The sequence below is a fragment of the Mesorhizobium denitrificans genome, from assembly GCF_003403035.1.
GTDB classification, from domain to species: Bacteria; Pseudomonadota; Alphaproteobacteria; order Rhizobiales; family Rhizobiaceae; genus Mesorhizobium_G; species Mesorhizobium_G denitrificans.
In genome coordinates, this window is record NZ_QURN01000004.1 from 263,808 (window position 1) to 285,890 (window position 22,083).

Below are 22,083 nucleotides of genomic sequence, written 5' to 3' on the forward strand. Positions count from 1 at the left end.
ACAAACAAAACAACTGTGGCAATAAAAAATGGCGCGCCGATTCCGCTTCAAAAGCGATGTGTAGCCGTATTTATTGCGCGCATGGCATTCACATTCAGACAGTTGCAGTTTTTCGTGGCGGTGGCCGAGCAGGGTACGGTCTCGGGCGCTGCGCAGGCACTGTCGATTTCACAATCCTCCGTAACCGAGGCAATCAAGGAACTGGAAGCAGACCTCGGCGTGGCGCTGTTCGAGCGGCATCCGCGTGGGCTGAATATCACCCACCAGGGACACCAGTTTCTGCGCCATGCGACGAAAATCCTGACCGGCGTTTCTGATGCACGCAGGGCGTTTTCCGGCGAGGCGGCTGAGCGTGGTGGGCATCTGCATCTCGGTGTAACCTCACTGGTTGCAGGCTATGTCCTATCGGACTTGCTGGCGCGCTATCGCCGCGCGTTTCCGGGAGTGCAGGTTTCCGCAGTCGAGGACAATGGCGACTATCTCGAACATCTTCTGATCGGTGGGGAACTCGATGTTGCCGTTATGGTGATTTCCAACCTGCGCGACCGCATGGCGTTGCAGGCGGAAATCATCGAGGTATCGCCTTATCGCCTGTGGCTGCCGCTTGGTCATCATCTGGCCGGAGCTGAGATCATAAATTTGCAGGACCTCGCCTCTGAGCCGCTGATTATGCTCACCATAGACGAGATCGAGGAGAATACCGGAAAGCTGCTCGCCGCGCTCGGCACAAAGCCACATGTCGCGTTTCGCACGCGTTCTGTGGAAGCTGTTCGCAGTCTCGTTGCAACCGGCGCGGGTGTCGCACTTCTGCCGGACCTTGTGTACCGTCCCTGGTCGTTGGAAGGCGACCGTATCGAATCTCGCGATATTTCCGGCACGCTGCCAGTGGTGCAGGTTGGCATGGTTTGGCGGCGCGGGTCGGGCCTTACACCGACGGCCCGCGATTTTATTTCCATCGCACAAGGTCAACGCACCATCCGCCAACGCTGAGGTATCGGAAATTCCGATATCGGCGTTCTTGTAAATGAATTTGCGAATGGTCTGAAATCGAAGCAACTTTCAATCAGGGATTTTAACCGCCGATGGAGAGCGGCCCTGCAATGGGAGATGTCACGATGCAAGCGTTCATGAAAACATGCACTGCGCTCGCGCTCATTTTGAGCTTCACGGCCCATGCGGGCGCGCAGATCAAGGAAATAGGCAAGGCCGAAGGGCAGGTCACAATCGTTGCGTGGCCGGGCTATATCGAGCGCGGCGAAACTGACAAGAATTTCGACTGGGTGACCAAGTTCGAGCAGGCCAGCGGGTGTAAGGTCAACGTCAAGACCGCCAATACATCCGACGAAATGGTCGCGCTCATGAATGAGGGCGGTTTCGATCTCGTCACCGCGTCGGGCGATGCGTCGCTGCGGCTCGTTGCCGGCAAGCGCGTTCAGCCGATCAATGTTGATCTCATCAAGAGCTGGCCAAATGTCGACGACCGCCTCAAGAATGCGCCTTGGCATACGGTCGATGGTGTACACTACGGCGTACCCTACATGTGGGGTCCGAACGTTCTGATGTACAACACGAACGTGTTCAAGGAAGCACCGACAAGCTGGAAGGTCGTGTTCGAGCCGATGGACCTGCCGGATGGTAAGCCGAATGCCGGACGCGTGCAGGCTTACGACGGCCCGATCCACATTGCCGATGCTGCGCAATATCTGATGGCGCATAAACCGGAACTCGGCATCAAGAGCCCGTATGAACTCAACGAAGATCAATATAAGGCCGCGCTTGATTTGCTGCGCGAACAGCGCAAGCTCGTTGGCCGCTATTGGCATGATGCGTTTATCCAGATCGATGACTTCAAGAATGAAGGCGTGGTTGCGTCGGGATCTTGGCCGTTCCAGGTGAATCTGCTGAAGGGCGAGAAGCAGCCTGTCGGCTCGACGTTCCCTGAAGAGGGCGTAACTGGATGGGCCGACACCACCATGATGAGCGTGGATTCCGCCAATCCGAACTGCGCCTATATGTGGATGGAACATACGCTTTCCTCCAATCTCCAGAGCGACCTTTCGGTGTGGTTCGGGGCTAACCCATCCGTGCCTGCGGCCTGCACAGACGGCAGTGGCCAACAGACCAAGGAAGGTTGCTCCGCAAATGGTTTCGACAATTTCGACAAGGTTCATTTCTGGACGACGCCCACAACCAAGTGCGCAAGCCAGAATGATGCCTGCGTTCCCTACTACCGTTGGGTGTCCGACTATATCGGCGTGATTGGCGGCCGCTGATCCGGCGCGGCCACCTCGCATAACAGCGGGGTGGCCCGCCGAGACTTCGATGAAACAAATTGCGCTTATGAGTGCGATATCGCTATCGCGCTGACTAACGCTTGAACAGGGAATCCGGATGGTTTCCGCGGTATCTTTTCAAAAAGTGTCCCGGCATTTCGGCTCGGTCAAAGCCGTGGATGCGGTCGATCTGGACATCGAGCCGGGCGAATTTTTCGCGATGCTTGGCCCGAGCGGATCTGGCAAAACGACGTGCCTGCGATTGATTGCAGGTTTCGAGCAGCCAACGTCGGGCGCTATTTCGATCTTTGGCGAGCGCGCGGAAGGCGTGCCGCCTTACCGCCGCAATGTGAATACGGTGTTTCAGGACTACGCGCTGTTTCCGCACCTCAACGTGCTGGACAATGTAGCCTATGGCCTGATGGTCAAAGGCATTGGCCGCGCTGAACGGCTCAAGGCGGCGGAAGACACTTTGGCACTGGTGCGCCTACCCGGATATGGCAGCCGCATGCCGGGTCAGCTTTCCGGCGGGCAGAGACAGCGTGTGGCGCTGGCGCGTGCGCTGGTTAATCGACCCAAGGTTCTGCTGCTGGATGAACCACTCGGCGCGCTCGACCTGAAGCTGCGCGAAAACATGCAGGAGGAACTGAAGCTTCTGCAAAAGTCGCTCGGCGTGACGTTTATCTTCGTGACCCACGATCAGGGCGAGGCGCTTTCAATGGCTGACCGGGTGGCTGTCTTTAATGATGGTCACATCATGCAGATCGGCACTCCACACGACATTTACCAGCGCCCAGCCTCTCGCTTCGTCGCTGATTTTGTTGGGTCATCAAATGTATTGCCGCCCGAATTCGTGAAGTTGCATTCCGGTCAGATGCGCTGGGCAAGTCTTAGACCCGAGGCAATTCGTGTGAAGAGAGAGCAGGATGCGAATGGCATTCCCGCAGATGTCGTTGCGCTGAATTATCTGGGCGCATCGACCCGCATTGCGCTCGATGTCAATGGTTTGCGACTGCACGCGATGATACCGGCTGGCCAGCCGCTTCCCGAACAGGGCGAGCGCGTAACGATCAGCTTCAATCGCGAGCAGATTCACTTGATGGATGGCGAGGCATGAGCACCTCTGCCGCCATCGCTTCGACGAGCGCCGTATTGCCACGGCGGGGTGGCGTGTTGAATGCGTTGTCCGATGCGTTCTGGCGCAATCCGCGGCTACTTCTGTTCCTGATGCTGGCGCCGCCGGTTCTGTGGCTCGGCGTTGTTTACCTCGGCTCGCTGTTTGCGCTGCTGCTGCAAAGTTTCTTTTCGATTGATGAGTTCTCCGGACTGATCAACCGGGAGTTCACGCTCAAGACCTACGGCGAGCTGCTCCTTCCTTCCAATATGGACATAATGATCCGCACGGTCGTGATGGCGGCATCGGTGACAATTGCGTCGGCGATCGTGGCTTTTCCGATCGCCTATTTCGCGGCGCGCTATGCGCGCGGCAAATGGAAGGCGCTGTTCTATCTTGGCGTGATGCTGCCGCTATGGTCCAGCTATCTGGTGAAGGTCTATGCATGGAAGTTGATCCTCGCAAAGGAGGGCATCCTCACATGGGCGCTCGACAAGCTGCACCTCACATGGCTGCTTGACGCATGGCTTTCGTTGCCGGTCGTTGGTGGCAACTCGCTGTCTGTGTCGTTCACCGGCACATTCATTGTATTCGTGTATGTCTGGCTGCCGTTCATGATTTTGCCGATACAGGCGGCGCTTGAACGCGTTCCGGGAAACCTGATCGAGGCTTCGGCAGACCTTGGTGCTTCACCTGCACAGACGTTTCGAAACGTATTGTTCCCGCTCGCGCTCCCGGGGATCATCGCCGGATCGATCTTCACATTCTCGCTGACGCTCGGCGATTACATCATCCCGCAGATCATCGGGAACTCGCAATATTTCATCGGGCAGGCTGTGTATTCGTTGCAAGGCACGGCAGGGAATATTCCGCTCGCCGCCGCTTTCACGGTGGTGCCAATCGTGGTGATGGGAATCTATCTCTGGATGGCCAGACGCATGGGGGCTTTCGATGCGCTCTGATCGCAACAGCTCCGCACCGATTGCGCTCAAGATTGCTGCGGCTGCGGGATTGCTTTTCCTGCATATTCCGCTGCTGCTGATCTTTGTCTATGCCTTCACGACCGAGGAAAAGAGCTATCAGTGGCCGCCCCCTGGCTTAACCGCCAAATGGTTCGCGGTGACATGGAACAGGCCAGACGTATGGGAAGCGCTGGCGCTTTCGCTGAAGGTCGCGGCCATCTCCACGCTGATTGCCATCATCCTCGGCACGCTGTGCGCCGCAGCCGTGAGTCGGTCGAAGTTCTTCGGACGTGAGACGATCTCGCTTCTGGTAATTCTGCCGATTGCGCTGCCTGGAATCATTACCGGTATATCGCTGCGTTCGGCGTTCAGCCTGATGAACATTCCATTCTCGACATGGACCATTGTGCTGGGCCACGCGACCTTCTGCATCGTGGTCGTTTACAACAATGCGGTTGCGCGGTTCCGGCGCACATCCGGCTCTATGATCGAGGCGTCCTACGATCTTGGTGCCGATGGCTTCCAGACGTTCCGCCATATCGTGCTCCCCAATATCGGCACCGCGCTCCTCGCGGGCGGAATGCTCGCCTTCGCGCTTTCCTTCGACGAAGTGATCGTCACGACCTTCACCGCGGGTCAGCAGCAGACACTGCCGATCTGGATGCTTGAGGAATTGGTGCGGCCGCGCCAGCGCCCAGTCACGAATGTCGTGGCGATGGTTGTTGTGCTGGTGACGCTCTTGCCAATTCTTGCCGCCTACTACCTGACACGGGACGGTGACCAAACCGCCGGTTCCGGCAAATAAGAATGAAAAGGGAGTTCCGCATGTTCAATGAAATGCTGATTGGCTCGAAATTCGAAATCGGGACCGAAACCGAGGAACCCATTCTGAACCCGAAGACCGGCGAAAAGATTCTGGGAATGCCGGAAGCTTCGCCCGCCCAGATAGAGGCAGCGGTGGCTGCTGCGGAAAAGGCCTTCGCAAGCTGGTCGCGGACGACGCCAGCGCAGCGCTCCGGCTATCTTTTGCAGATAGCGGATCGTATCGAACAAGAAGCAGAAGAGTTTGCAAAGCTCGAAGCGCTGAATTGCGGCAAGCCAATTAATGCCGCTCTGAACGACGAGATACCCGCAATCGTCGATTGCTATCGTTTCTTCGCAGGTGCGGTGCGCACATTGCCGGGCGTGGTCGCGGGTGAATATTTGCCGGGCTTCACCTCCATGATCCGGCGCGATCCGATCGGCATCGTGGCCTCTATCGCGCCCTGGAACTATCCGCTGATGATGATGGCGTGGAAGCTCGCGCCTGCAATTGCCGGTGGCAATACGGTTGTGTTCAAGCCGTCCGAGCAGACCCCGCTGACCGCACTCAAACTGGCGAAGATTTTGGCTGACGTGCTGCCCGAAGGCGTTGTGAACGTCATTCTCGGGCGCGGCGAAAGCGTTGGCAACGCGCTGATCAATCATCCGAAGATCAATATGATCTCGATTACTGGCGATGTGGCGACCGGCAAGAAAGTGATGCAAGCTGCATCCAAGACCGTGAAGCGCACGCATCTGGAACTTGGCGGCAAGGCCCCGGTGATCGTGTTTGATGATGCCGATCTGGAAAGCGTTGTGAGCGGCTTGCGGGCGTTCGGCTACTATAATGCCGGACAGGATTGCACAGCGGCATGCCGTATTTATGCGGGCAAGAAGATCTACGAAAAGCTCGTGGCCGAGCTTTCATCCGCCGTTTCGACAATCAAGTTTGATCAGAACGACGATACCGAAAACGAGATCGGGCCATTGATCTCCCGACGCCAGCGTGACCGCGTCGCGAGTTTCGTGGAGCGCGCTGCCGAGTTGAAGCACATTGAGATAACAACCGGCGGAAAGCCGGGCGCAGGCAATGGCTTCTTCTATGAGCCAACGGTGGTGGCAGGCGCCACACAGGACGACGAGATCGTGCGGCGTGAGGTGTTTGGGCCGGTTGTGTCGGTAACGCGCTTCTCGGATGTCGATGAGGCTGTCGCATGGGCGAACGACAGCGATTATGGCCTCGCCTCCTCGGTGTGGACCAAGGATGTGGGCCGTGCGATGGCAACGGCCGCAAGGCTTCAATATGGCTGCACCTGGATCAACACGCATTTCATGCTGACCAATGAAATGCCGCATGGCGGCGTAAAGCAGTCCGGTTATGGCAAGGACATGTCGCTCTACGCGATAGAAGACTACACGGCAGTGCGACACGTCATGGTCGCCCACGGATAAGGCCGTAAGCTGATTTATGCAGGCGGGGCGAATGTTCCGCCTGCATGGCATGCTGCCATGCGACACTCCGACCCTGTGCCGCCTTTACGCTTTGACCAAGCGCACAAAGCTTCATAGACTTGGCGGTGAGGTTACAGGAGCGCGTTTCCAATGGACCCGGTGATACTATCGCGCATGCAGTTTGCTGCGAACATGTCGTTCCACATCCTGTTTCCGACTATCACGATAGCGCTTGGCTGGGTGCTGCTTTTCTTCAAGCTCCGATACAACGCCACCCATGACGCCGCATGGATGCGAGCCTATTTCACGTGGGTGAAGGTGTTCGCGCTTTCATTCGCAATCGGCGTTGTTTCGGGCGTGACGATGAGTTTCCAGTTTGGAACGAATTGGCCCGGCTTCATGGAGCGCGTTGGCAATATCGCCGGACCACTGCTGGCGTATGAGGTTCTAACCGCATTCTTCCTCGAGGCTGTTTTTCTAGGGATCATGCTGTTCGGATTTCGCCGTGTGCCGAACAAGGTGCACACGCTGGCCACGCTGTTGGTGGCGTTTGGCACTACGATGTCCGCATTTTGGATTTTGGCGCTGAACTCATGGATGCAGACACCCACTGGATTTGAGATCAGAGACGGTGTTGCCCATGCCACCGATTGGTGGGCGGTGGTGTTGAATCCATCGTTTCCCTACCGGCTGGCTCATATGCTGCTGGCATCGGGGCTGACCGTTTGCTTCCTGATCGCGGGCATCTCGGCGCTGAGATACCTTGCCGGCGACCGCTCCGAATCCATGATGAAAGCGCTTCGCACAGGCATATTTACAGGCGCGATCCTGATCCCGATCCAGATATTCGCGGGCGACCAGCACGGACTTAACACGCTGGAGCACCAGCCGCAGAAGATTGCTGCGATGGAGGCCAATTGGAAAACGGGGCCGAACGTACCGCTAATTCTTTTTGCTTGGCCTGATGAGGCAGCAAAAGAAAATCACTTTGAACTTGCAATACCGGATGGTGCGAGCCTTATTTTGCGACACGAAGCCGATGGCGTAGTGCCGGGACTTGATCAGTTCGAGGGCAATCATCCGCCTGTGCTGCCGGTATTCTGGGGCTTCCGCATCATGGTTGGAACCGGCTTGCTGATGCTGTTCTTTTCGTGGGTTGGCTCGTTCTATCTGTGGCGTCGCGATAGCATTCCAAACTGGTTGGCCTACCCGTTGGTTCCGATGGCGCTTTCGGGTTGGCTCGCAACACTTGCGGGGTGGTACACCACAGAAATTGGGCGCCAGCCTTGGCTTGTCACAGGTGTTCTACGTACTGAAGACGCCGTAGGCAGCGTGGCCGCGAGCCATGTTGCGACAACGCTGGTGGTCTACCTGTTGCTCTATGCGGCATTGCTCGCGAGCTATCTCGGAGTCCTGATTCATTTGGCGCTCAAGGCAGCCAAGGAAGGCGACACCGCACCACTTCCCGCAGTGTTGGAGCAGCCTCTCGCGCAGCCGGTAGCCGAATAGCCTCAAAGGAAAAGCGCCATGACAATAGATTGGCCCACACTCCTGCCCCTTATTGCAGCGACTCTCATGGGCGTAGCGATCCTGATCTACGTCATTCTCGACGGGTTCGACCTCGGAATTGGCATTCTGTTTTCTGTTGCGAATGGCAAAGAACAGGACCTGATGATTTCAGCTATCGGTCCCTTCTGGGATGCAAATGAGACTTGGCTTGTTCTGGCCGTGGGGTTGCTGCTCGTTGCGTTTCCAATCGCGCACGGAACAATCCTCACGGCACTCTACATACCGGTATTTTTCCTGCTCGTCGGTCTGATCTTGCGCGGAGTTGCGTTCGATTTCCGCGCCAAGGTTCCCGCGGGTCACAAGCAACGGTGGAACAGGTTGTTTTTCCTCGGCTCGCTAACGGCGTCCCTCGCACAGGGCTACATGCTGGGTGTTTATGTGCTCGGCTTGCGCACTGGAATGCTGGCGTTCCTTTTTGGAGCTTTGGTTGCCCTGTGCCTGGCTGCAGCCTATGTCGCGATGGGCGCGGCATGGTTGATCTACAAGACAGAAGGTGAACTGCAGAAAAAGGCCGTGCTTTGGCTGCGCTCGGCGCTCGCGTTCACTGTCATCGGCATGGGCGCTGTCTCGCTGGCCACGCCGCTCGCCAGCCCGCGCATATTCGAGCGCTGGTTCCTGTTTCCGGAAATAATCTACCTGTCGCCCCTGCCGATCCTCTCGGCCGCGCTATTCTTCATTCTTTGGCGCAAGACATTCAGCCTGCCAAGCCATGACGGGCGGCACGAACTCATGCCGTTCCTGATGCTTGCGGCGATATTCGCGCTGGGCTTCATGGGGCTTGCGTGGTCCTTTTATCCCTATGTCGTGCCGGAACGAATGACGATCTGGGAGGCTGCATCGGCGACCGAAAGTCTGGCGATTATTCTGGCAGGCACGGCAGTCGTTTTGCCGATTATCCTGATCTATTCGTTTTATGCCTACCGCGTTTTCGGCGGGAAGGCTGGTGATTTGACATATGATTGAGGTGCAAGAAAAAGGCCGCCCTGACGGACGGCCTTTCGCGTCCTTTTTCGGCTTTTGCCTTATTGGGTCAAACGAATACCTGTCGTCTTTTGCGAGTAATCGCACTTGCCGGTGACTTTGTAATAGAAGTCGGCGTTATTGACCGGCGCCGGCAGCGCATTACCGCCGTCCTCCCATGCCTGACTGCTGACCTGCCCGCAGGGAACCGCTGAGAAGATATCAACCTTCTGGTTTTTCTTCACTTCGACCCCATCGAGATATAGATACTCGGACGTGGTGGTGTCGTCAGATCTGTATGTTTTCTTCGTGTCGTTCACATACATCTGCAGATAGAGATTATTCATCTTGCTGACGTCGATCGCTGCGCCAGTTGCGCCACCATAAAAAGTGGTGACACACTTGGTCTCATATTTGGTGTTGCCCGACGTTTCCTGAATGATCTTGCCGGTATAGCCCGTCGTGAACTTCGTAGGATTGGTCGTAGTGCAGACTTCTTCCTGCACTTTGGTTTTGACTTCTTTGCCTTTTGCATCTTTCGTGACGGTATAAGCCGTGGTGGTGCCGTAGCCTTTCGGGCCACCCTTGCCATTATATGTATAGTCGATTTGCATCAGCTTTTCGTCAGCGTCGGTATCCTTGGCCCCGTACTGCTTGCCGTAGAGATACATAGCTTTGCTCCAGTATCCCGAAGCCGTATCCAGCGTGAATTTAGCCTCAGTTAGCTGTGGTGGCTTGCTGGCTGCTGCCTTTACCCTGACCGTGACATAATCGATCGTGGCCATCTTCATCAGAGATGTCGGTGCGCTATATGTGGCCGTCGCCGATGCGCTGGCCGCGCCGACATTGTCGATATTCATGGACACCAAAGCCGCATTGCCTTTTCCGCCGCTCGCTGCGTAAACGGTTTGCAATTTGCTCGCGCGTTCCTCTTGAGTCGACGTTTTGGGCAGTGAAAGCACTGCCAGCGTTGCCGCATCCAGCGAGGATTGCATTGTTGCGCGATGGTTCGTGGCGCGGCTGTAGTCAACCGCCATGCCAGCACCAAGCAACAATGGTACAGCACTCAATGCCATGACGACGGCAAAATTGCCGCCCTCTGAGCGGGCGAACCTGCTCAGTAATTTGCCTGAAAGTTTCATTTGCTCCGTCTCCGCCTATGCGGGACTCATAGCGCGCGAAACTGAAATGACGTTTAAGCTAATTCATTCAAATCGAAACGAAATCTCAGCGACCTGTTTATTCAATCCATGTGTGCCGCTGCGGGTGCACCAGCCGAACGCGGAGCGGACGAGCGGCGCAGCAGGAAAACGAGAGGTACTGCGCATAGCGTCACGATCATCATCAGCTTGAAATCATTGACATAAGAGATCATGGCAGATTGTTGATTCACGAGCTGATCAAGCTGGCTGAGAGTGGCCGGATCGCCTGTAATCGCCTTTGGCAGTGCAGCGGCGAGGTTCGGATTATAGGGTGTCAAACCGGCCGATAACTCCGAATGGTTGATCTGTATGTTCCGCGTAAGGAGTACGGACACCACCGAAATGCCTATGGACGATCCGACATTCCGAACAAGGGTGAAAAGGCTCGTTGCATCGCCGCGGAACCGCGCGTCGAGTGTTGAGAACGCCAGCGTTGAAAGCGGCACGAATACCAGCCCCAGACCCAGGCCCTGTACAATGCCTGAAACGATCACGGGCGTATCATTCATCTGAGGCGTGAAATTGGTCATCATTTGCAGCGACCACGCTGTCAGCAGAAGACCCGTCAACACGAGCGCACGCGGATCTACAATGCGTACGAGCCGACCCACAAGCAGCATCGAGATCATTGTGCCGACGCCGCGCGGCGCCATGACAATGCCGGTAAGCGTTGTCGAGTGGTTGAACAGATTGCCAAGCATCGGCGGCAGCAGCGCGAGGCCGGAAAGCAAGATTACGCCAACAATGAAGATGAACAGGAGGCAGATTACGAAATTCCAGTCCGCGAACAACGCCTTGTCCATGAAGGTATGTTCACCCGTTGCAATGTGAACGACGAAAACCCAGAAACCGGTAATAGCAAGACCAAGCTCGATCCAGATCTCCATCGAGGAAAACCAATCGACTTCAGCACCACGATCCAGCATCAACTGAAGCGCGCCGACGCCGAGCGAGAGCATGGCGAAGCCGAAGAAATCCAGGCTGCGACGACGCAGCGGGAACTTGGGCAGGTAAGCGGCAGAGCCGAGAAACGCCAATATGCCCACCGGCAGATTGATGAAGAACACCCAGCGCCAATTGGCGGTTTCGGTGAGCCAGCCCCCCAAAGTAGGGCCGATAATGGGGCCGACCATGATGCCTGCGCCCCAAATCGCCATCGCTGAGCCTTGACGCTCTCGCGGATTGATGTCGAGCAGTATCGTTTGCGACAATGGCACGATGGCCGCGCCGAATACGCCTTGCACCAGCCGGAAAAAGACCATCGCTTCGAGGTTCCACGCGAGGCCGCAGAGCATCGACGTAATGGTGAAGCCGACGATGGAAATCAGAAAAAGCTCACGCCGGCCGACCCGGTCCGACAGCCAACCCGTAACAGGCGTCATGATGGCGGCGGCGACGATGTAGGATGTCAGGACCCAGTTGATGGTGTCCTGCGATGCGCCCAAATCGCCTGTCATGGTTGGCAGGGCGACATTGGCGATTGTCGTGTCCAGCACCTGCATCACCGTCGCGAGCATGATCGAAACGGTGATGAGTGCGCGATGCGGCACGTTGGTGTGAGATTCAGGCGTGCTCATGATTGCACTCGCGCGGGATTGCCGCTGCTAATTATTCACCGGCGAAGGCAGAGCCGAACAGGCTGGCGAAGCCGCGCGCTTTACCCGTATCGACCGTTACCGTGGCGCTCATGCCCGAGCGCAACAGCAGATCGGCATCAGAAGATTCCACTTTGAGCCGCACAGGAATGCGCTGCGTAACTTTCACCCAATTGCCAGTCGCATTCTGGGCGGGAAGAATCGAAAATTCAGCACCCGTACCTGCGCCGATGGAGTCGACGACGGCCTTGAGGGGCTTGTTCGGAAAGGTGTCGAGAGTGATCTCTGCTTCCTGACCGACTTTCATATGGGTGAGCTGCGTTTCCTTGAAATTGGCGTCAACCCACGTGTCGCCTGTTTCGACCAAGGTGAACAGCGGCGTGCCAATGGTGACAAACTGACCCGGCTTAATAGATGCAGCCTGATAGACTACGCCGTCACCCGCAGCTTTGATTGTGGCCTGCGAAAGGTTGAACAGAGCCTTGTCGCGTTCGGCCAATGCGGCAAGCACGGTTGGGTGCTTGTCGGTCTCAATATCAGAGCTTCCGCCAAGAGCGGCAAGTGCGCCGGCGACCTGCTCTTTGGCCGATGATAATTCTTCATTTGCCTTGATGAGATCCCGACGAGCGGAATCCAGCGCCGCGGCTGTTCCAACGCCTTTCCTGGTCAACTCTGACTGCCGATCCAACTCGGACTGGAAGTATTTGACTTCCTCTTCGGACACACGCTGGCTGGCGATAGCCTGACTGTAAGCGGCGCGAAGCTCTTCAACCTTCAGGCGCGCCGCCCCAAGGGAGGCATCAGCCTGCGCCAAAGCGATCCGATACGGCTCCTGGTCGATCACGAAGAGCGTTTCGCCCTGCTTGACGGTCTGGTTTTCCTGAATGTCGACCTGAACGATGCGGCCAGCAACTTCGGAGGTTACGGCGATACGCGCCTGCCGAAGATTGGCGTTCTCGGTTTCTTCATAGCGACCGCCAGTAACCCAGACATAGGTTCCGCCTACCAGCAAAAGGGCAGGAACAAGTGCCATCAGCGCAAAACGACGGCTGCGCTTGCGTGGTGCGGGTTTAAGTTCCACTGCCGGCTCCGTGACTTTGGAAGCGGGCGCAGGAGCTTCTTGTTGAGGTTGAGGAAATTGCTTCACTTCCGCCTCAGCGCGTTCGTTGGTGTTTGCTGCGCTCGACATTTCAGGCTGCCTTTTCAGTATCTTTGAGGGCGGCGGCCATCCGGTCGTCGTCGCTGAGATTGCTTATGATCGTTTTGAGCGCGCTTATGGTGGTCCGTCGCTCATCAGCGGAAAGCCCGTTCAGTGCATAATCGAACACTTGAGCTGCCATGCCGCGCATTTGGTTGAAGATCGCTCTGCTTTTCTCGGTCAGATAGATCGTACGAACGCGGCGATCCGACATATCGTTCCGTCGTTCGATCCAGCCACCTTCTTCCATGCGATCAATCAGCCGGGATACGCTGATTGGCTCGATTTCAAGAAGCTCGGCAAGACGTGCTTGTGCGATGCCCTCTTCCTTGAAAACGCGGACGAGCAGTCTCCACTGCGCCGCCGATAATCCATAGCAACTGGCGCGCGTCTCAAACCGCTTGCGCAACAAGCGGGACGCGTCGTGAAGAAGAAATCCGACACGGTCGGTTTCGTCAGGCTGATGGGTCAGGTCACTCATAAGCGCCATATATTATAAGCATGCTTACTATTTCAAGAGGGATTCTTTTGCGGTGCAAAAAATTATTGCAGCGTCGATCATGCCACTCTGAAACCCTTCAATCGCGGGCCGAAATGCTCTAAAGCGCGGTTATGGAAACTGAAGCAGTAGCGGCACATGAGCCGCAGGAATCGGCCGTGGCGACGAAGAAGGTATTCGTCAAGACATATGGCTGCCAGATGAACGTGTATGACAGTCAGCGCATGTCGGATGCGCTGGCCGCAGATGGCTATACGGCAACAGAAAGCATTGATGAAGCGGATCTGGTGCTTTTGAATACCTGCCATATCCGCGAAAAGGCTGCCGAAAAAGTCTACTCCGTGTTGGGTCGCCTTCGCGATATGAAGGCTGTCAGAGCGCGCGAAGGCCGCGAAATGATGGTGGGTGTGACGGGCTGCGTTGCGCAAGCCGAGGGCAGCGAAATACTGCGCCGTTCGTCTGCCGTGGACCTGGTTGTCGGCCCGCAGACCTATCATCGTTTACCCGAAGTGGTGCGCAAGGCACGCGCGGGTGAGCGTATCGTCGAAACGGAATATGCGATCGAAGACAAGTTCGAGCATTTGCCGCAACCCAAGCGCGCCGACGTCGCGCGGCGCGGCGTAACTGCTTTCCTGACGGTGCAGGAAGGCTGCGATAAGTTTTGCACATTCTGTGTAGTTCCCTATACGCGCGGCTCGGAAGTTTCGCGCCCTGTGGCGCAGATCGTGACCGAGGCCGAAAAGCTGGCAGGAGCGGGGGTACGGGAGGTCACGCTATTGGGGCAGAACGTCAATGCGTGGCATGGCGAAGGGCCGGACGGCACTGAGTGGGGCCTCGGGCGGCTGCTGTTCAGACTGGCCGAGATTCCCGGTATCGCGCGACTGCGCTATACGACAAGTCATCCGCGTGACATGGATGATGAGCTAATTGCAGCGCATCGTGATCTTGAAATCCTGATGCCGTATCTTCATCTACCCGTTCAAAGTGGTTCTGACCGCATACTCAAGGCAATGAATCGTCAGCATCAGGCTGCGGAATATCTGAAGTTGCTTGAGCGCATTCGCTCGATCAGACCCGACATTGCGATATCGGGCGATTTCATTGTTGGTTTCCCGGGCGAAAGCGACGCTGATTTCGACGACACGATGCGGCTGGTGGAAGAAGTTCGCTATGCCTCTGCCTACTCGTTCAAATATTCGCCGCGTCCGGGTACGCCCGGAGCCGAAATGGACGGACATGTGCCGGAAGATGTGAAGGACGAGCGGTTACAGCGCCTGCAAGCGCTGCTGACGCGGCAGCAGAACGAATTTGCTGCTTCGCTTGTCGGCAAGAGTTTTCAGACCCTGATCGAAAAGCGGGGCAGACAGGATGATCAGCTTGTTGGACGATCTCCTTGGTTGCAGCCCGTTATTGTTGATGAAAGTGCGGGCGGAATCGGCGACATTGTGAATGTACGAATCACGCGGCTGGGTACAAACAGCCTCTATGGCGAAGCCGCTTAAAGGAGATACGTTTGAGCGCTGCCGAATTGAAGCAGGTTTCAGCTCCCGGTGGAGCTTCAGATCTCGCGCATATCGTACTTACCTTCGACAACAACAAATTGGCGAGCGCGCTCTACGGACAGTTCGACGAGAACCTCGCGCGGCTGGAACAGAAACTCGGCGTTGATATCCGCTCGCGTGGAAATCAGCTAACCATCAAGGGTGATCCGATTGCCTCCGAGCAGACGCGACGTGCACTGGATCATTTGTACGGCATTTTGCAAAAGGGCGGAAACATCGCCCAATCCGACGTCGATGGCGCGGTGCGTATGGCTGTCGCCGTGGACGACCAACTGACGCTGCCAACGCTGGAGCGAAAAGGGAAGGTTTCCGCCGCCCAGATCGCAACGCGCAAGCGCACCATTTACGCTCGATCTCAGAATCAGGACGCATATATGCGTGCGCTTGAGCGGTCCGAACTGGTGTTCGGTATCGGTCCTGCTGGTACGGGCAAGACGTTTCTCGCTGTTGCTTACGCGGCCAGCCTGTTGGAGCGGGGCATGGTGGAGCGCATCATTCTTTCACGTCCCGCTGTGGAAGCAGGCGAGCGGCTGGGCTTCCTGCCGGGTGACATGAAGGAGAAGGTCGATCCTTATCTGCGACCACTTTATGACGCGCTGTACGAAATGATGCCGGCTGACAAGGTTGAACGGGCCATAACAGCGGAGGTGATCGAAATTGCGCCGCTCGCCTTTATGCGTGGCCGTACACTTTCAAACGCTGCGGTCATTCTGGACGAGGCGCAAAACACCACCACCATGCAGATGAAAATGTTCCTGACACGTCTCGGTGAAGGGTCGCGCATGATCGTGACGGGCGATCCGACGCAGATCGACTTGCCGCCCAACACCAAGTCTGGACTTGTTGACGCGCTGCGCATTCTTGACGGTGTGCCGGGCATGGTCACGGTGCGCTTTAACGATGCGGACGTCGTGCGCCATCCTTTGGTTGCTGAAATCGTGAAAGCATATGATCGCGAGGGTAAGGTTTCGCGCGGGCTCCCCGTGGACGAAATTTGATTTGCTGTGAGCGTTGCAACTTCAAACGGGCCTACCCTTTCGCTCGATATTTCGGTGGAGGCGGGTGATTGGCCGCCTCTTTCCGAGCTTGAGGCAATCTGCGAGCGTGCGACAGGGGCAGCTCTGCTGGAGGTGGGGCGTCCGTTTTCGGCAATGGGCAGCGAGCTGAGTGTGCTTTTTACGGGCGATGAGCAGATCAGGCGCCTGAATTCCGAATGGCGCGACAAAGATAAAGCTACAAATGTGCTGTCTTTTCCGGCGTTTACACCCACTCACGCCGGGCCAATTCCGCCTTTGCTCGGCGACATTGTACTGGCCGCCGAAACGGTGAAGCGTGAGGCTGCGGAAGAAGGCAAGACTTTTCAAAACCATCTCACGCATCTCATTGTTCATGGGTTTTTGCACCTCGTCGGTTACGACCACGAGACGGATGAAGAAGCAGAAGAAATGGAAGAAGCGGAGCGTCGTGCACTCGCAAGGCTTGCTATCCCTGATCCCTACGAATAATTAGAAGGTCTTAGCGACGGAAGAAAATGAACGACAAGACAGATACTGCCGAGCGGCCCGAAGCCGCTAACGGCAAGGCCGAAAAGACCGAAGACGGTCCGAGTAGCGGCTTAAGTCACGCCCAATCAGCGGAACGCCATTCCTTTTTTGAGCGGGTGGCGGGGCTTTTCCGGCAGCGGAATGGCAGTTCCTTGCGCGAGGATCTCGCGGACGCGCTTTCAGAGACAGCACCCGAGGCCGAGGCGTTTTCGCCGGGTGAGCGGGCAATGCTCAACAATATCCTAAGGTTGCGCGAAGTTCGCGTCGAGGACGTCATGGTGCCGCGCGCCGATGTCGAGGCTGTTGAAATCGGCACAACCGTTGGCGAATTGATGAATATTTTCGAGGATAGCGGCCATTCGCGCATGCCGGTCTATGCGGAGACGCTCGATGATCCTCGTGGAATGGTGCACATTCGTGACTTGCTCGCACATGTAACGCGCAGCGCACGCGCCAAGAAAGGCCGCAGCCGCAAGCCGACGCCAAATGCAGCGCTGAACCTTTCAACTGTCGATTTGGGCAAGACTATCGGCGAACTGAATCTTATCCGTACGGTGCTATTCGTTCCTCCGTCGATGCTGGCGTCGGATTTGATGGCGCGCATGCAGACAAGCCGCACGCAGATGGCGCTGGTTATCGACGAATATGGCGGTACAGACGGTCTGGTTTCGCTGGAAGACATCGTTGAGATGGTCGTCGGCGATATTGAAGACGAGCATGACGAGGAAGAACCGCTGATCACCAAAACGGGCGACGGTGTGTTCGTGGTAGATGCGAAGGCCGAGATCGAGGATGTTGCCAAGGCCGTTGGAGGCGATTTCGCTCCAGGCGAACACGGTGAGTATGTGGATACGATTGGCGGCATGATTTTCAATGCGCTGGGTCGCGTCCCTGCTCGCGGCGAGGTTGTGCAGCCAATTCCGGGCTATGAGTTCCATGTGCTGGATGCGGATCCGCGCCGGGTGAAGCGTGTGCGGATCGTGGCAAGCCACAAGGGCGAGCGTCGCAGGCGTCCTGTTACAAAGCCCGAGCAGGAGTAGAACTCACTTCCGCCTTAACTTAAGGTGTGTTTGGCCGTTGCCTTGCGGCCTGATACACCTTTGCTTCGGTGATTCGAGGGAAGCCGCGTTAATGAACCGACTGGCGGGCAACATTGTCCTATTGTCCGGCGGAAAGCGCACACTTGCTGCTGTGCTTGCGGGTGCATTTGCCGTTTTGACACAAGCGCCTTTCGATTTCATGCTGGCAGGCTTCATATCTTTTCCAGTTCTCGCCTGGTTGCTGGATGGCGCTGCACCTGCCCCATCAGCGAGCATGCTCGGCCGCCTAAAGCCATCTTTTCGGGTCGGCTGGTGGTTTGGCTTCGGCTATTTCCTCGCAGGCTTATGGTGGATTGGTGGCGCAGTCATGGTCGAAAGCCAGACTTATGCGTGGGCCCTGCCGTTTGCCATTGTAGGGTTGCCATTGCTGCTCGCGATCTATTTTGGCATCGCAACCGCGCTGGCGCGTATTTTCTGGACCGACGGTATCGGGCGCATCGCAGCTCTGGCCTTCGCGTTTGCCTTGGCGGAATGGCTGCGCGAAGCACTGTTCACTGGCTTCCCCTGGAATCCCGTAGGTTTCGGCCTGATGCCGATCCCGCTGTTGATGCAAAGCGTAGGCGTTGTCGGTGTTATCGGAATGAATGCGCTGGCTGTTTTCATTTTCGCAATGCCGGCATTGCTCGTAGGCCGCAAGCACAGGCCTGTTGGCATACTTGCTGCGATTGCATTGCTGGCAGCTCATGCCGGGTATGGCTTTTACAGCATGACGCGCGAGCAGCCCGTTGCGGAAACGCTGCAGGTTCGAATCGTTCAGCCAAATATCGATCTTACCGAAAAATGGGACGAGACCGTACGCGACCGGATTTTTGCGTCCGAGCTTTCACTTTCGAAGCAACCGCCTGCAACGGGAAAACAAAAGCCGCAACTCATTGTTTGGCCGGAAACGTCTATCCCGTTCCTGTTTCAGGAGCATCCGGACGGCCTGCGTATGATAGGCGATATGCTCAATGACGGGCAGACGCTGTTCGCCGGCGTTGCGCGAACCGAAGGCGGCGGAGATTCGACGCTCTACTACAACTCAATCGTCTCGATTAACGACAAAGGCGAAATCGCAGATGCGGTGGACAAGGTCCATCTGGTGCCATTTGGCGAATACATCCCATTTGAAGACTTTTTCGAGCGCATAGGAATCAATCAGTTCGTCTCTGGTCCGATGAATTTCGTGGCGGGTGCGAACCGTCATCCCCTATCGACCCCCGGTGGGTTCAGCGCTCTGCCCTACATTTGCTACGAGATAATTTTCCCTGACCTGATGATGCAGCCGTCTCCGGCCAAGAGCTTCATTCTGAATGTCACCAACGATGCATGGTTCGGAAACACGCCGGGACCGTATCAGCATTTACGGCAGGCACAGATAAGGGCCGTGGAGACTGGCCTGCCGGTCGTACGCGCGGCAAATACTGGAATCTCGGCGTTCATCGATGAAAAGGGGCGCGTGCTCGACGCGCTTGCCATTGAAAGTCAGGGCATACTCGACACCAGTTTGAGAGTACCCGCTAACAGTCAAATGGATTCGCGACTGCAAAATAAGATTGGCGCAGGCATAGCGCTCCTATTTGCGCTAGTAGCCGCAATACTCGCGCTGCAGCGCAAAATGAAAAATTGACTGCAAACTAATTTAGATGTAGCGCATATAGTGTGAAAACACGCGCTGCTTGCAGTCATGAACTTCTGCATCCAGCAGGTGTATTTCCTTGTACTTTTCTGGGGATACCGATGGGTGAGAATAAGAAAAAGGCCAACCCGATCGACGTTCATGTGGGCAGTCGCATCCGCCTTCGCCGAAATATGCTGGGCATGAGCCAAGAACGCTTGGGCGAAAGCTTGGGAATTACGTTTCAACAGGTGCAAAAATACGAAAAAGGCACAAACCGTGTAGGCGCAAGCCGGTTGCAGGCAATTGCCAGCATTCTCGGCGTACCGGTTTCCTTCTTCTTTGAAGACGCAGCGAACGCGGAGGCTGGACGAACCGGTTTTGCCGAGCCGGATCAAGGCTTTTCGCTCCTGGAATTCTGTTCAAGCACGGAGGGCCTTCAACTCAACAGAGCATATATCGCTATTGATGACGCCAAGGTTCGCCGCCGCGTACTCGATCTGGTTAAGGCTTTAAGCGCGACCGCGGAAGCTTGATGCTCGTTTTTGCTCAAGGAAAGAACGGCGTTTGCTTGACGCTGCGAAACGGGAAAGCTACAGGACGCCACCAGCTTAAAGCCGGTAATTTCTTCTAAAGGGCAACCTGTGCGCAAAGATTATCTCTTCACAAGCGAATCCGTATCCGAAGGTCATCCCGACAAGGTTTGTGATCGAATATCGGACGAAATCGTCGATCTCGTTTATCGCGAAGCACGAAAAACCGGCATGGACCCATGGAAGGTCCGCGTGGCGTGCGAAACCTTGGCTACGACTAACCGTGTGGTTATCGCGGGCGAGGTTCGGGTTCCTGACACGCTTCTGAAGAAGGGCAAGGACGGCGAGGTTCTGCTGGATAAGGCAGGACATCCGGTCGTGAATCCTTCCAAGTTCAAGGCTGTGGCCCGCAAGGCAATAAAGGCGATTGGCTACGAACAGGCAGGCTTCCACTGGAAAAATGCCAAGATCGACGTTCTGCTGCACGGGCAATCGCCTGATATTGGTCAGGGCGTAGACAACGCGGCCGACCGCCAGGGCGAAGAAGGTGCTGGCGATCAGGGTATTATGTTCGGCTACGCTTGCCGCGAAACGCCAGACCTTATGCCTGCGCCGATCTACTACAGCCACAAGATGCTGGAAAAGCTCGCCGAAGCGCGCCATTCCGGTAAGGGCGAGGTTGGCAAGCTTGGTCCGGATGCAAAGAGCCAGGTTACGGTTCGCTACATCGATGGCGAGGCAGCCGAAGTAACGCAGATCGTTCTCTCGACGCAGCATATGGATGAAAGCTGGGATTCGAAGAAGGTCCGACAAGTTGTCGAACCCTATATTCGTGATGCGCTCGGCGATCTGAAAATTGCGGATAATTGCAACTGGTACATCAATCCGACCGGCAAGTTTGTGATTGGTGGGCCAGACGGTGACGCGGGCCTCACGGGCCGCAAGATCATTGTGGACACCTATGGCGGCGCGGCTCCCCACGGTGGCGGCGCTTTCTCCGGCAAGGACACAACGAAGGTTGACCGTTCTGCAGCGTACGCTGCCCGTTATCTTGCCAAGAATGTGGTCGCGGCCGGTATTGCGGATCGCTGCACCATCCAGCTTTCTTACGCCATTGGGGTGGCTCAACCCTTGTCCATTTATGTCGACCTGCATGGCACGGGGAAGGTAGACGAGGCAAAGTTGGAGAAGGCATTGCGCGACGTGATGGACCTTTCCCCGACGGGGATTCGTCGACATCTGGACCTCAACAAGCCGGTTTATGCAAAGACAACCGCTTACGGACATTTTGGACGCAAGCCCGGCCGTGATGGCTCTTTCTCGTGGGAGAAGACGGATCTGACCGGCGCGCTCAAGAAAGCGCTCGCCGCCTGAGCTTGTTCTTGAAATGGCGAGTGACGAAAACCAGCTGGCAGGGGGCGCTTTTTTTGGCCGCAGACGGGGCCGCCCCCTTCGCCAACATCAGGAGCAATCCTACGAGGCTGGTCAGAAGGCCTATTGGCTGGATCTTTCGACGGCACCACCATCTCGGCTAACCACCCTGTTCCCTGCGGACGTCCAAGAAGTTCGGCTCGAAATTGGCTTTGGTGGTGGCGAACACCTTCTGCACAGAGCCATCGAAAATCCGTCCATCGGTTACATTGGCGTCGAGCCTTTCATCAACGGAATGGCCAAGGTGATGGCTGCGCTTGCGCTGCGGCCACTCAACAATGTGCGCCTCTATGGCGAGGATGGGGTGAATGTTCTGGATTGGCTCCCCACTGCATCACTTGCGGGGATAGACCTTTTTTATCCCGATCCGTGGCCGAAGAAAAAGCATTGGAAGCGCCGCTTCGTCAGTCAGACAAATCTGGCTCGATTCCATCGCGTACTGGTTCCCGGCGGCATGTTTCGTTTCGCATCGGATATCGAACACTACGTGAATTGGACTCTGCTTGAATGTGCCGATCACGGTGGCTTTGAGTGGCTTGCCGACAATGCTGATGATTGGCGTAAGCCATATGAGGGTTGGCCGGGAACGCGTTATGAAGCCAAGGCTTTGCGCGAGGGCAGAGTGCCCGCTTACCTACGTTTTCGCCGCTCAACCTGAGAGCGCAAGCAAATGCTGGAAATATGCGACTTG

The 22,083-nt window shown here is 56.4% G+C and carries 20 protein-coding genes; 16 read left to right on the plus strand and 4 right to left on the minus strand.

Annotated elements, in window-relative coordinates:
• Positions 1–81 precede the first annotated feature (81 nt).
• The 8 genes from DY251_RS06340 (at position 82) to DY251_RS06375 (ending at position 9,134) form a co-directional block, all read left to right on the plus strand.
• Positions 82–990, plus strand: coding sequence for a LysR family transcriptional regulator (locus DY251_RS06340; RefSeq protein WP_116623143.1), 909 nt, complete (start codon positions 82–84; stop codon positions 988–990).
• A gap of 125 nt (positions 991–1,115) precedes the next feature.
• Positions 1,116–2,273: an ABC transporter substrate-binding protein gene (locus tag DY251_RS06345; protein ID WP_116623144.1), complete on the plus strand. Its 1,158-nt coding sequence runs from the start codon at positions 1,116–1,118 to the stop codon at positions 2,271–2,273.
• A 118-nt stretch (positions 2,274–2,391) separates the two neighbouring features.
• Positions 2,392–3,390 carry an ABC transporter ATP-binding protein gene (locus tag DY251_RS06350; protein ID WP_116623015.1) on the plus strand — a complete coding sequence of 333 codons (999 nt, stop codon included), beginning with the start codon at positions 2,392–2,394 and terminating at the stop codon, positions 3,388–3,390.
• Positions 3,387–4,349, plus strand: a complete 963-nt coding sequence (locus DY251_RS06355; protein ID WP_116623016.1) for an ABC transporter permease — start codon at positions 3,387–3,389, stop codon at positions 4,347–4,349. Before DY251_RS06350 ends, DY251_RS06355 begins: the two co-directional genes overlap by 4 nt.
• Positions 4,339–5,154 (plus strand): ABC transporter permease, encoded by an 816-nt coding sequence (locus DY251_RS06360; protein WP_116623017.1) that lies wholly within the window; start codon positions 4,339–4,341, stop codon positions 5,152–5,154. Before DY251_RS06355 ends, DY251_RS06360 begins: the two co-directional genes overlap by 11 nt.
• A gap of 20 nt (positions 5,155–5,174) precedes the next feature.
• A complete protein-coding gene (locus DY251_RS06365) occupies positions 5,175–6,602 on the plus strand; it encodes a gamma-aminobutyraldehyde dehydrogenase (RefSeq protein ID WP_116623018.1) in 1,428 nt (475 codons plus the stop codon).
• 150 nt (positions 6,603–6,752) lie between these two features.
• Positions 6,753–8,111: a cytochrome ubiquinol oxidase subunit I gene (locus tag DY251_RS06370; RefSeq protein ID WP_116623019.1), complete on the plus strand. Its 1,359-nt coding sequence runs from the start codon at positions 6,753–6,755 to the stop codon at positions 8,109–8,111.
• 18 nt (positions 8,112–8,129) lie between these two features.
• On the plus strand, positions 8,130–9,134 hold the full coding sequence (locus DY251_RS06375) for a cytochrome d ubiquinol oxidase subunit II (RefSeq protein ID WP_116623020.1): 1,005 nt from the start codon (positions 8,130–8,132) through the stop codon (positions 9,132–9,134).
• Between the two features lie 59 nt (positions 9,135–9,193).
• Here the strand turns inward: DY251_RS06375 and DY251_RS06380 are convergent, their stop codons facing one another.
• The 4 genes from DY251_RS06380 to DY251_RS06395 all read right to left on the minus strand — a co-directional run bounded on the left by DY251_RS06380 (position 9,194) and on the right by DY251_RS06395 (position 13,607).
• Entirely contained in the window at positions 9,194–10,273 is a 1,080-nt protein-coding gene (locus tag DY251_RS06380; protein ID WP_116623021.1) for a TadE/TadG family type IV pilus assembly protein, read from the minus strand.
• A 101-nt stretch (positions 10,274–10,374) separates the two neighbouring features.
• A complete protein-coding gene (locus DY251_RS06385) occupies positions 10,375–11,910 on the minus strand; it encodes a DHA2 family efflux MFS transporter permease subunit (RefSeq protein ID WP_116623022.1) in 1,536 nt (511 codons plus the stop codon).
• A gap of 31 nt (positions 11,911–11,941) precedes the next feature.
• Positions 11,942–13,117, minus strand: a complete 1,176-nt coding sequence (locus DY251_RS06390; RefSeq protein WP_116623023.1) for an HlyD family secretion protein — start codon at positions 13,115–13,117, stop codon at positions 11,942–11,944.
• A 1-nt stretch (position 13,118) separates the two neighbouring features.
• Positions 13,119–13,607, minus strand: coding sequence for a MarR family winged helix-turn-helix transcriptional regulator (locus DY251_RS06395; RefSeq protein ID WP_116623145.1), 489 nt, complete (start codon positions 13,605–13,607; stop codon positions 13,119–13,121).
• Between the two features lie 131 nt (positions 13,608–13,738).
• Here DY251_RS06395 and miaB point away from each other — a divergent pair, with 131 nt between their 5' ends.
• The 8 genes from miaB (at position 13,739) to trmB (ending at position 22,050) form a co-directional block, all read left to right on the plus strand.
• The gene (miaB, locus tag DY251_RS06400; protein WP_116623024.1) at positions 13,739–15,127 is read left to right on the plus strand and encodes a tRNA (N6-isopentenyl adenosine(37)-C2)-methylthiotransferase MiaB; all 1,389 of its coding nucleotides are present in this window, start codon (positions 13,739–13,741) and stop codon (positions 15,125–15,127) included.
• An 11-nt stretch (positions 15,128–15,138) separates the two neighbouring features.
• Complete coding sequence (locus DY251_RS06405) at positions 15,139–16,185, plus strand: PhoH family protein (protein WP_116623025.1); 1,047 nt, start codon at positions 15,139–15,141, stop codon at positions 16,183–16,185.
• 6 nt (positions 16,186–16,191) lie between these two features.
• Complete coding sequence (gene ybeY, locus DY251_RS06410) at positions 16,192–16,692, plus strand: rRNA maturation RNase YbeY (RefSeq protein WP_116623026.1); 501 nt, start codon at positions 16,192–16,194, stop codon at positions 16,690–16,692.
• A gap of 26 nt (positions 16,693–16,718) precedes the next feature.
• A complete protein-coding gene (locus tag DY251_RS06415) occupies positions 16,719–17,771 on the plus strand; it encodes a hemolysin family protein (RefSeq protein WP_116623027.1) in 1,053 nt (350 codons plus the stop codon).
• A 91-nt stretch (positions 17,772–17,862) separates the two neighbouring features.
• Positions 17,863–19,440, plus strand: coding sequence for an apolipoprotein N-acyltransferase (gene lnt / locus DY251_RS06420; RefSeq protein WP_116623028.1), 1,578 nt, complete (start codon positions 17,863–17,865; stop codon positions 19,438–19,440).
• A gap of 110 nt (positions 19,441–19,550) precedes the next feature.
• Positions 19,551–19,964, plus strand: coding sequence for a helix-turn-helix domain-containing protein (locus DY251_RS06425; RefSeq protein WP_116623029.1), 414 nt, complete (start codon positions 19,551–19,553; stop codon positions 19,962–19,964).
• 87 nt (positions 19,965–20,051) lie between these two features.
• Positions 20,052–21,335 carry a methionine adenosyltransferase gene (gene metK, locus DY251_RS06430; RefSeq protein WP_210210078.1) on the plus strand — a complete coding sequence of 428 codons (1,284 nt, stop codon included), beginning with the start codon at positions 20,052–20,054 and terminating at the stop codon, positions 21,333–21,335.
• Between the two features lie 13 nt (positions 21,336–21,348).
• On the plus strand, positions 21,349–22,050 hold the full coding sequence (gene trmB / locus DY251_RS06435; RefSeq protein ID WP_116623031.1) for a tRNA (guanine(46)-N(7))-methyltransferase TrmB: 702 nt from the start codon (positions 21,349–21,351) through the stop codon (positions 22,048–22,050).
• The last annotated feature ends 33 nt before the right edge of the window (positions 22,051–22,083 follow it).

Excerpts from the sequence above, each read along its gene's own strand:
- DY251_RS06340 (WP_116623143.1), top strand. The coding sequence starts at position 82 with ATGGCATTCACATTCAGACAGTTGCAGTTTTTCGTGGCGGTGGCCGAG.
- DY251_RS06345 (WP_116623144.1), top strand. The coding sequence starts at position 1,116 with ATGCAAGCGTTCATGAAAACATGCACTGCGCTCGCGCTCATTTTGAGC.
- DY251_RS06350 (WP_116623015.1), top strand. The coding sequence starts at position 2,392 with ATGGTTTCCGCGGTATCTTTTCAAAAAGTGTCCCGGCATTTCGGCTCG.
- DY251_RS06355 (WP_116623016.1), top strand. The coding sequence starts at position 3,387 with ATGAGCACCTCTGCCGCCATCGCTTCGACGAGCGCCGTATTGCCACGG.
- DY251_RS06360 (WP_116623017.1), top strand. The coding sequence starts at position 4,339 with ATGCGCTCTGATCGCAACAGCTCCGCACCGATTGCGCTCAAGATTGCT.
- DY251_RS06365 (WP_116623018.1), top strand. The coding sequence starts at position 5,175 with ATGTTCAATGAAATGCTGATTGGCTCGAAATTCGAAATCGGGACCGAA.
- DY251_RS06370 (WP_116623019.1), top strand. The coding sequence starts at position 6,753 with ATGGACCCGGTGATACTATCGCGCATGCAGTTTGCTGCGAACATGTCG.
- DY251_RS06375 (WP_116623020.1), top strand. The coding sequence starts at position 8,130 with ATGACAATAGATTGGCCCACACTCCTGCCCCTTATTGCAGCGACTCTC.
- DY251_RS06380 (WP_116623021.1), bottom strand. The coding sequence starts at position 10,273 with ATGAAACTTTCAGGCAAATTACTGAGCAGGTTCGCCCGCTCAGAGGGC.
- DY251_RS06385 (WP_116623022.1), bottom strand. The coding sequence starts at position 11,910 with ATGAGCACGCCTGAATCTCACACCAACGTGCCGCATCGCGCACTCATC.
- DY251_RS06390 (WP_116623023.1), bottom strand. The coding sequence starts at position 13,117 with ATGTCGAGCGCAGCAAACACCAACGAACGCGCTGAGGCGGAAGTGAAG.
- DY251_RS06395 (WP_116623145.1), bottom strand. The coding sequence starts at position 13,607 with ATGAGTGACCTGACCCATCAGCCTGACGAAACCGACCGTGTCGGATTT.
- miaB (WP_116623024.1), top strand. The coding sequence starts at position 13,739 with ATGGAAACTGAAGCAGTAGCGGCACATGAGCCGCAGGAATCGGCCGTG.
- DY251_RS06415 (WP_116623027.1), top strand. The coding sequence starts at position 16,719 with ATGAACGACAAGACAGATACTGCCGAGCGGCCCGAAGCCGCTAACGGC.
- lnt (WP_116623028.1), top strand. The coding sequence starts at position 17,863 with ATGAACCGACTGGCGGGCAACATTGTCCTATTGTCCGGCGGAAAGCGC.
- DY251_RS06425 (WP_116623029.1), top strand. The coding sequence starts at position 19,551 with ATGGGTGAGAATAAGAAAAAGGCCAACCCGATCGACGTTCATGTGGGC.
- trmB (WP_116623031.1), top strand. The coding sequence starts at position 21,349 with ATGGCGAGTGACGAAAACCAGCTGGCAGGGGGCGCTTTTTTTGGCCGC.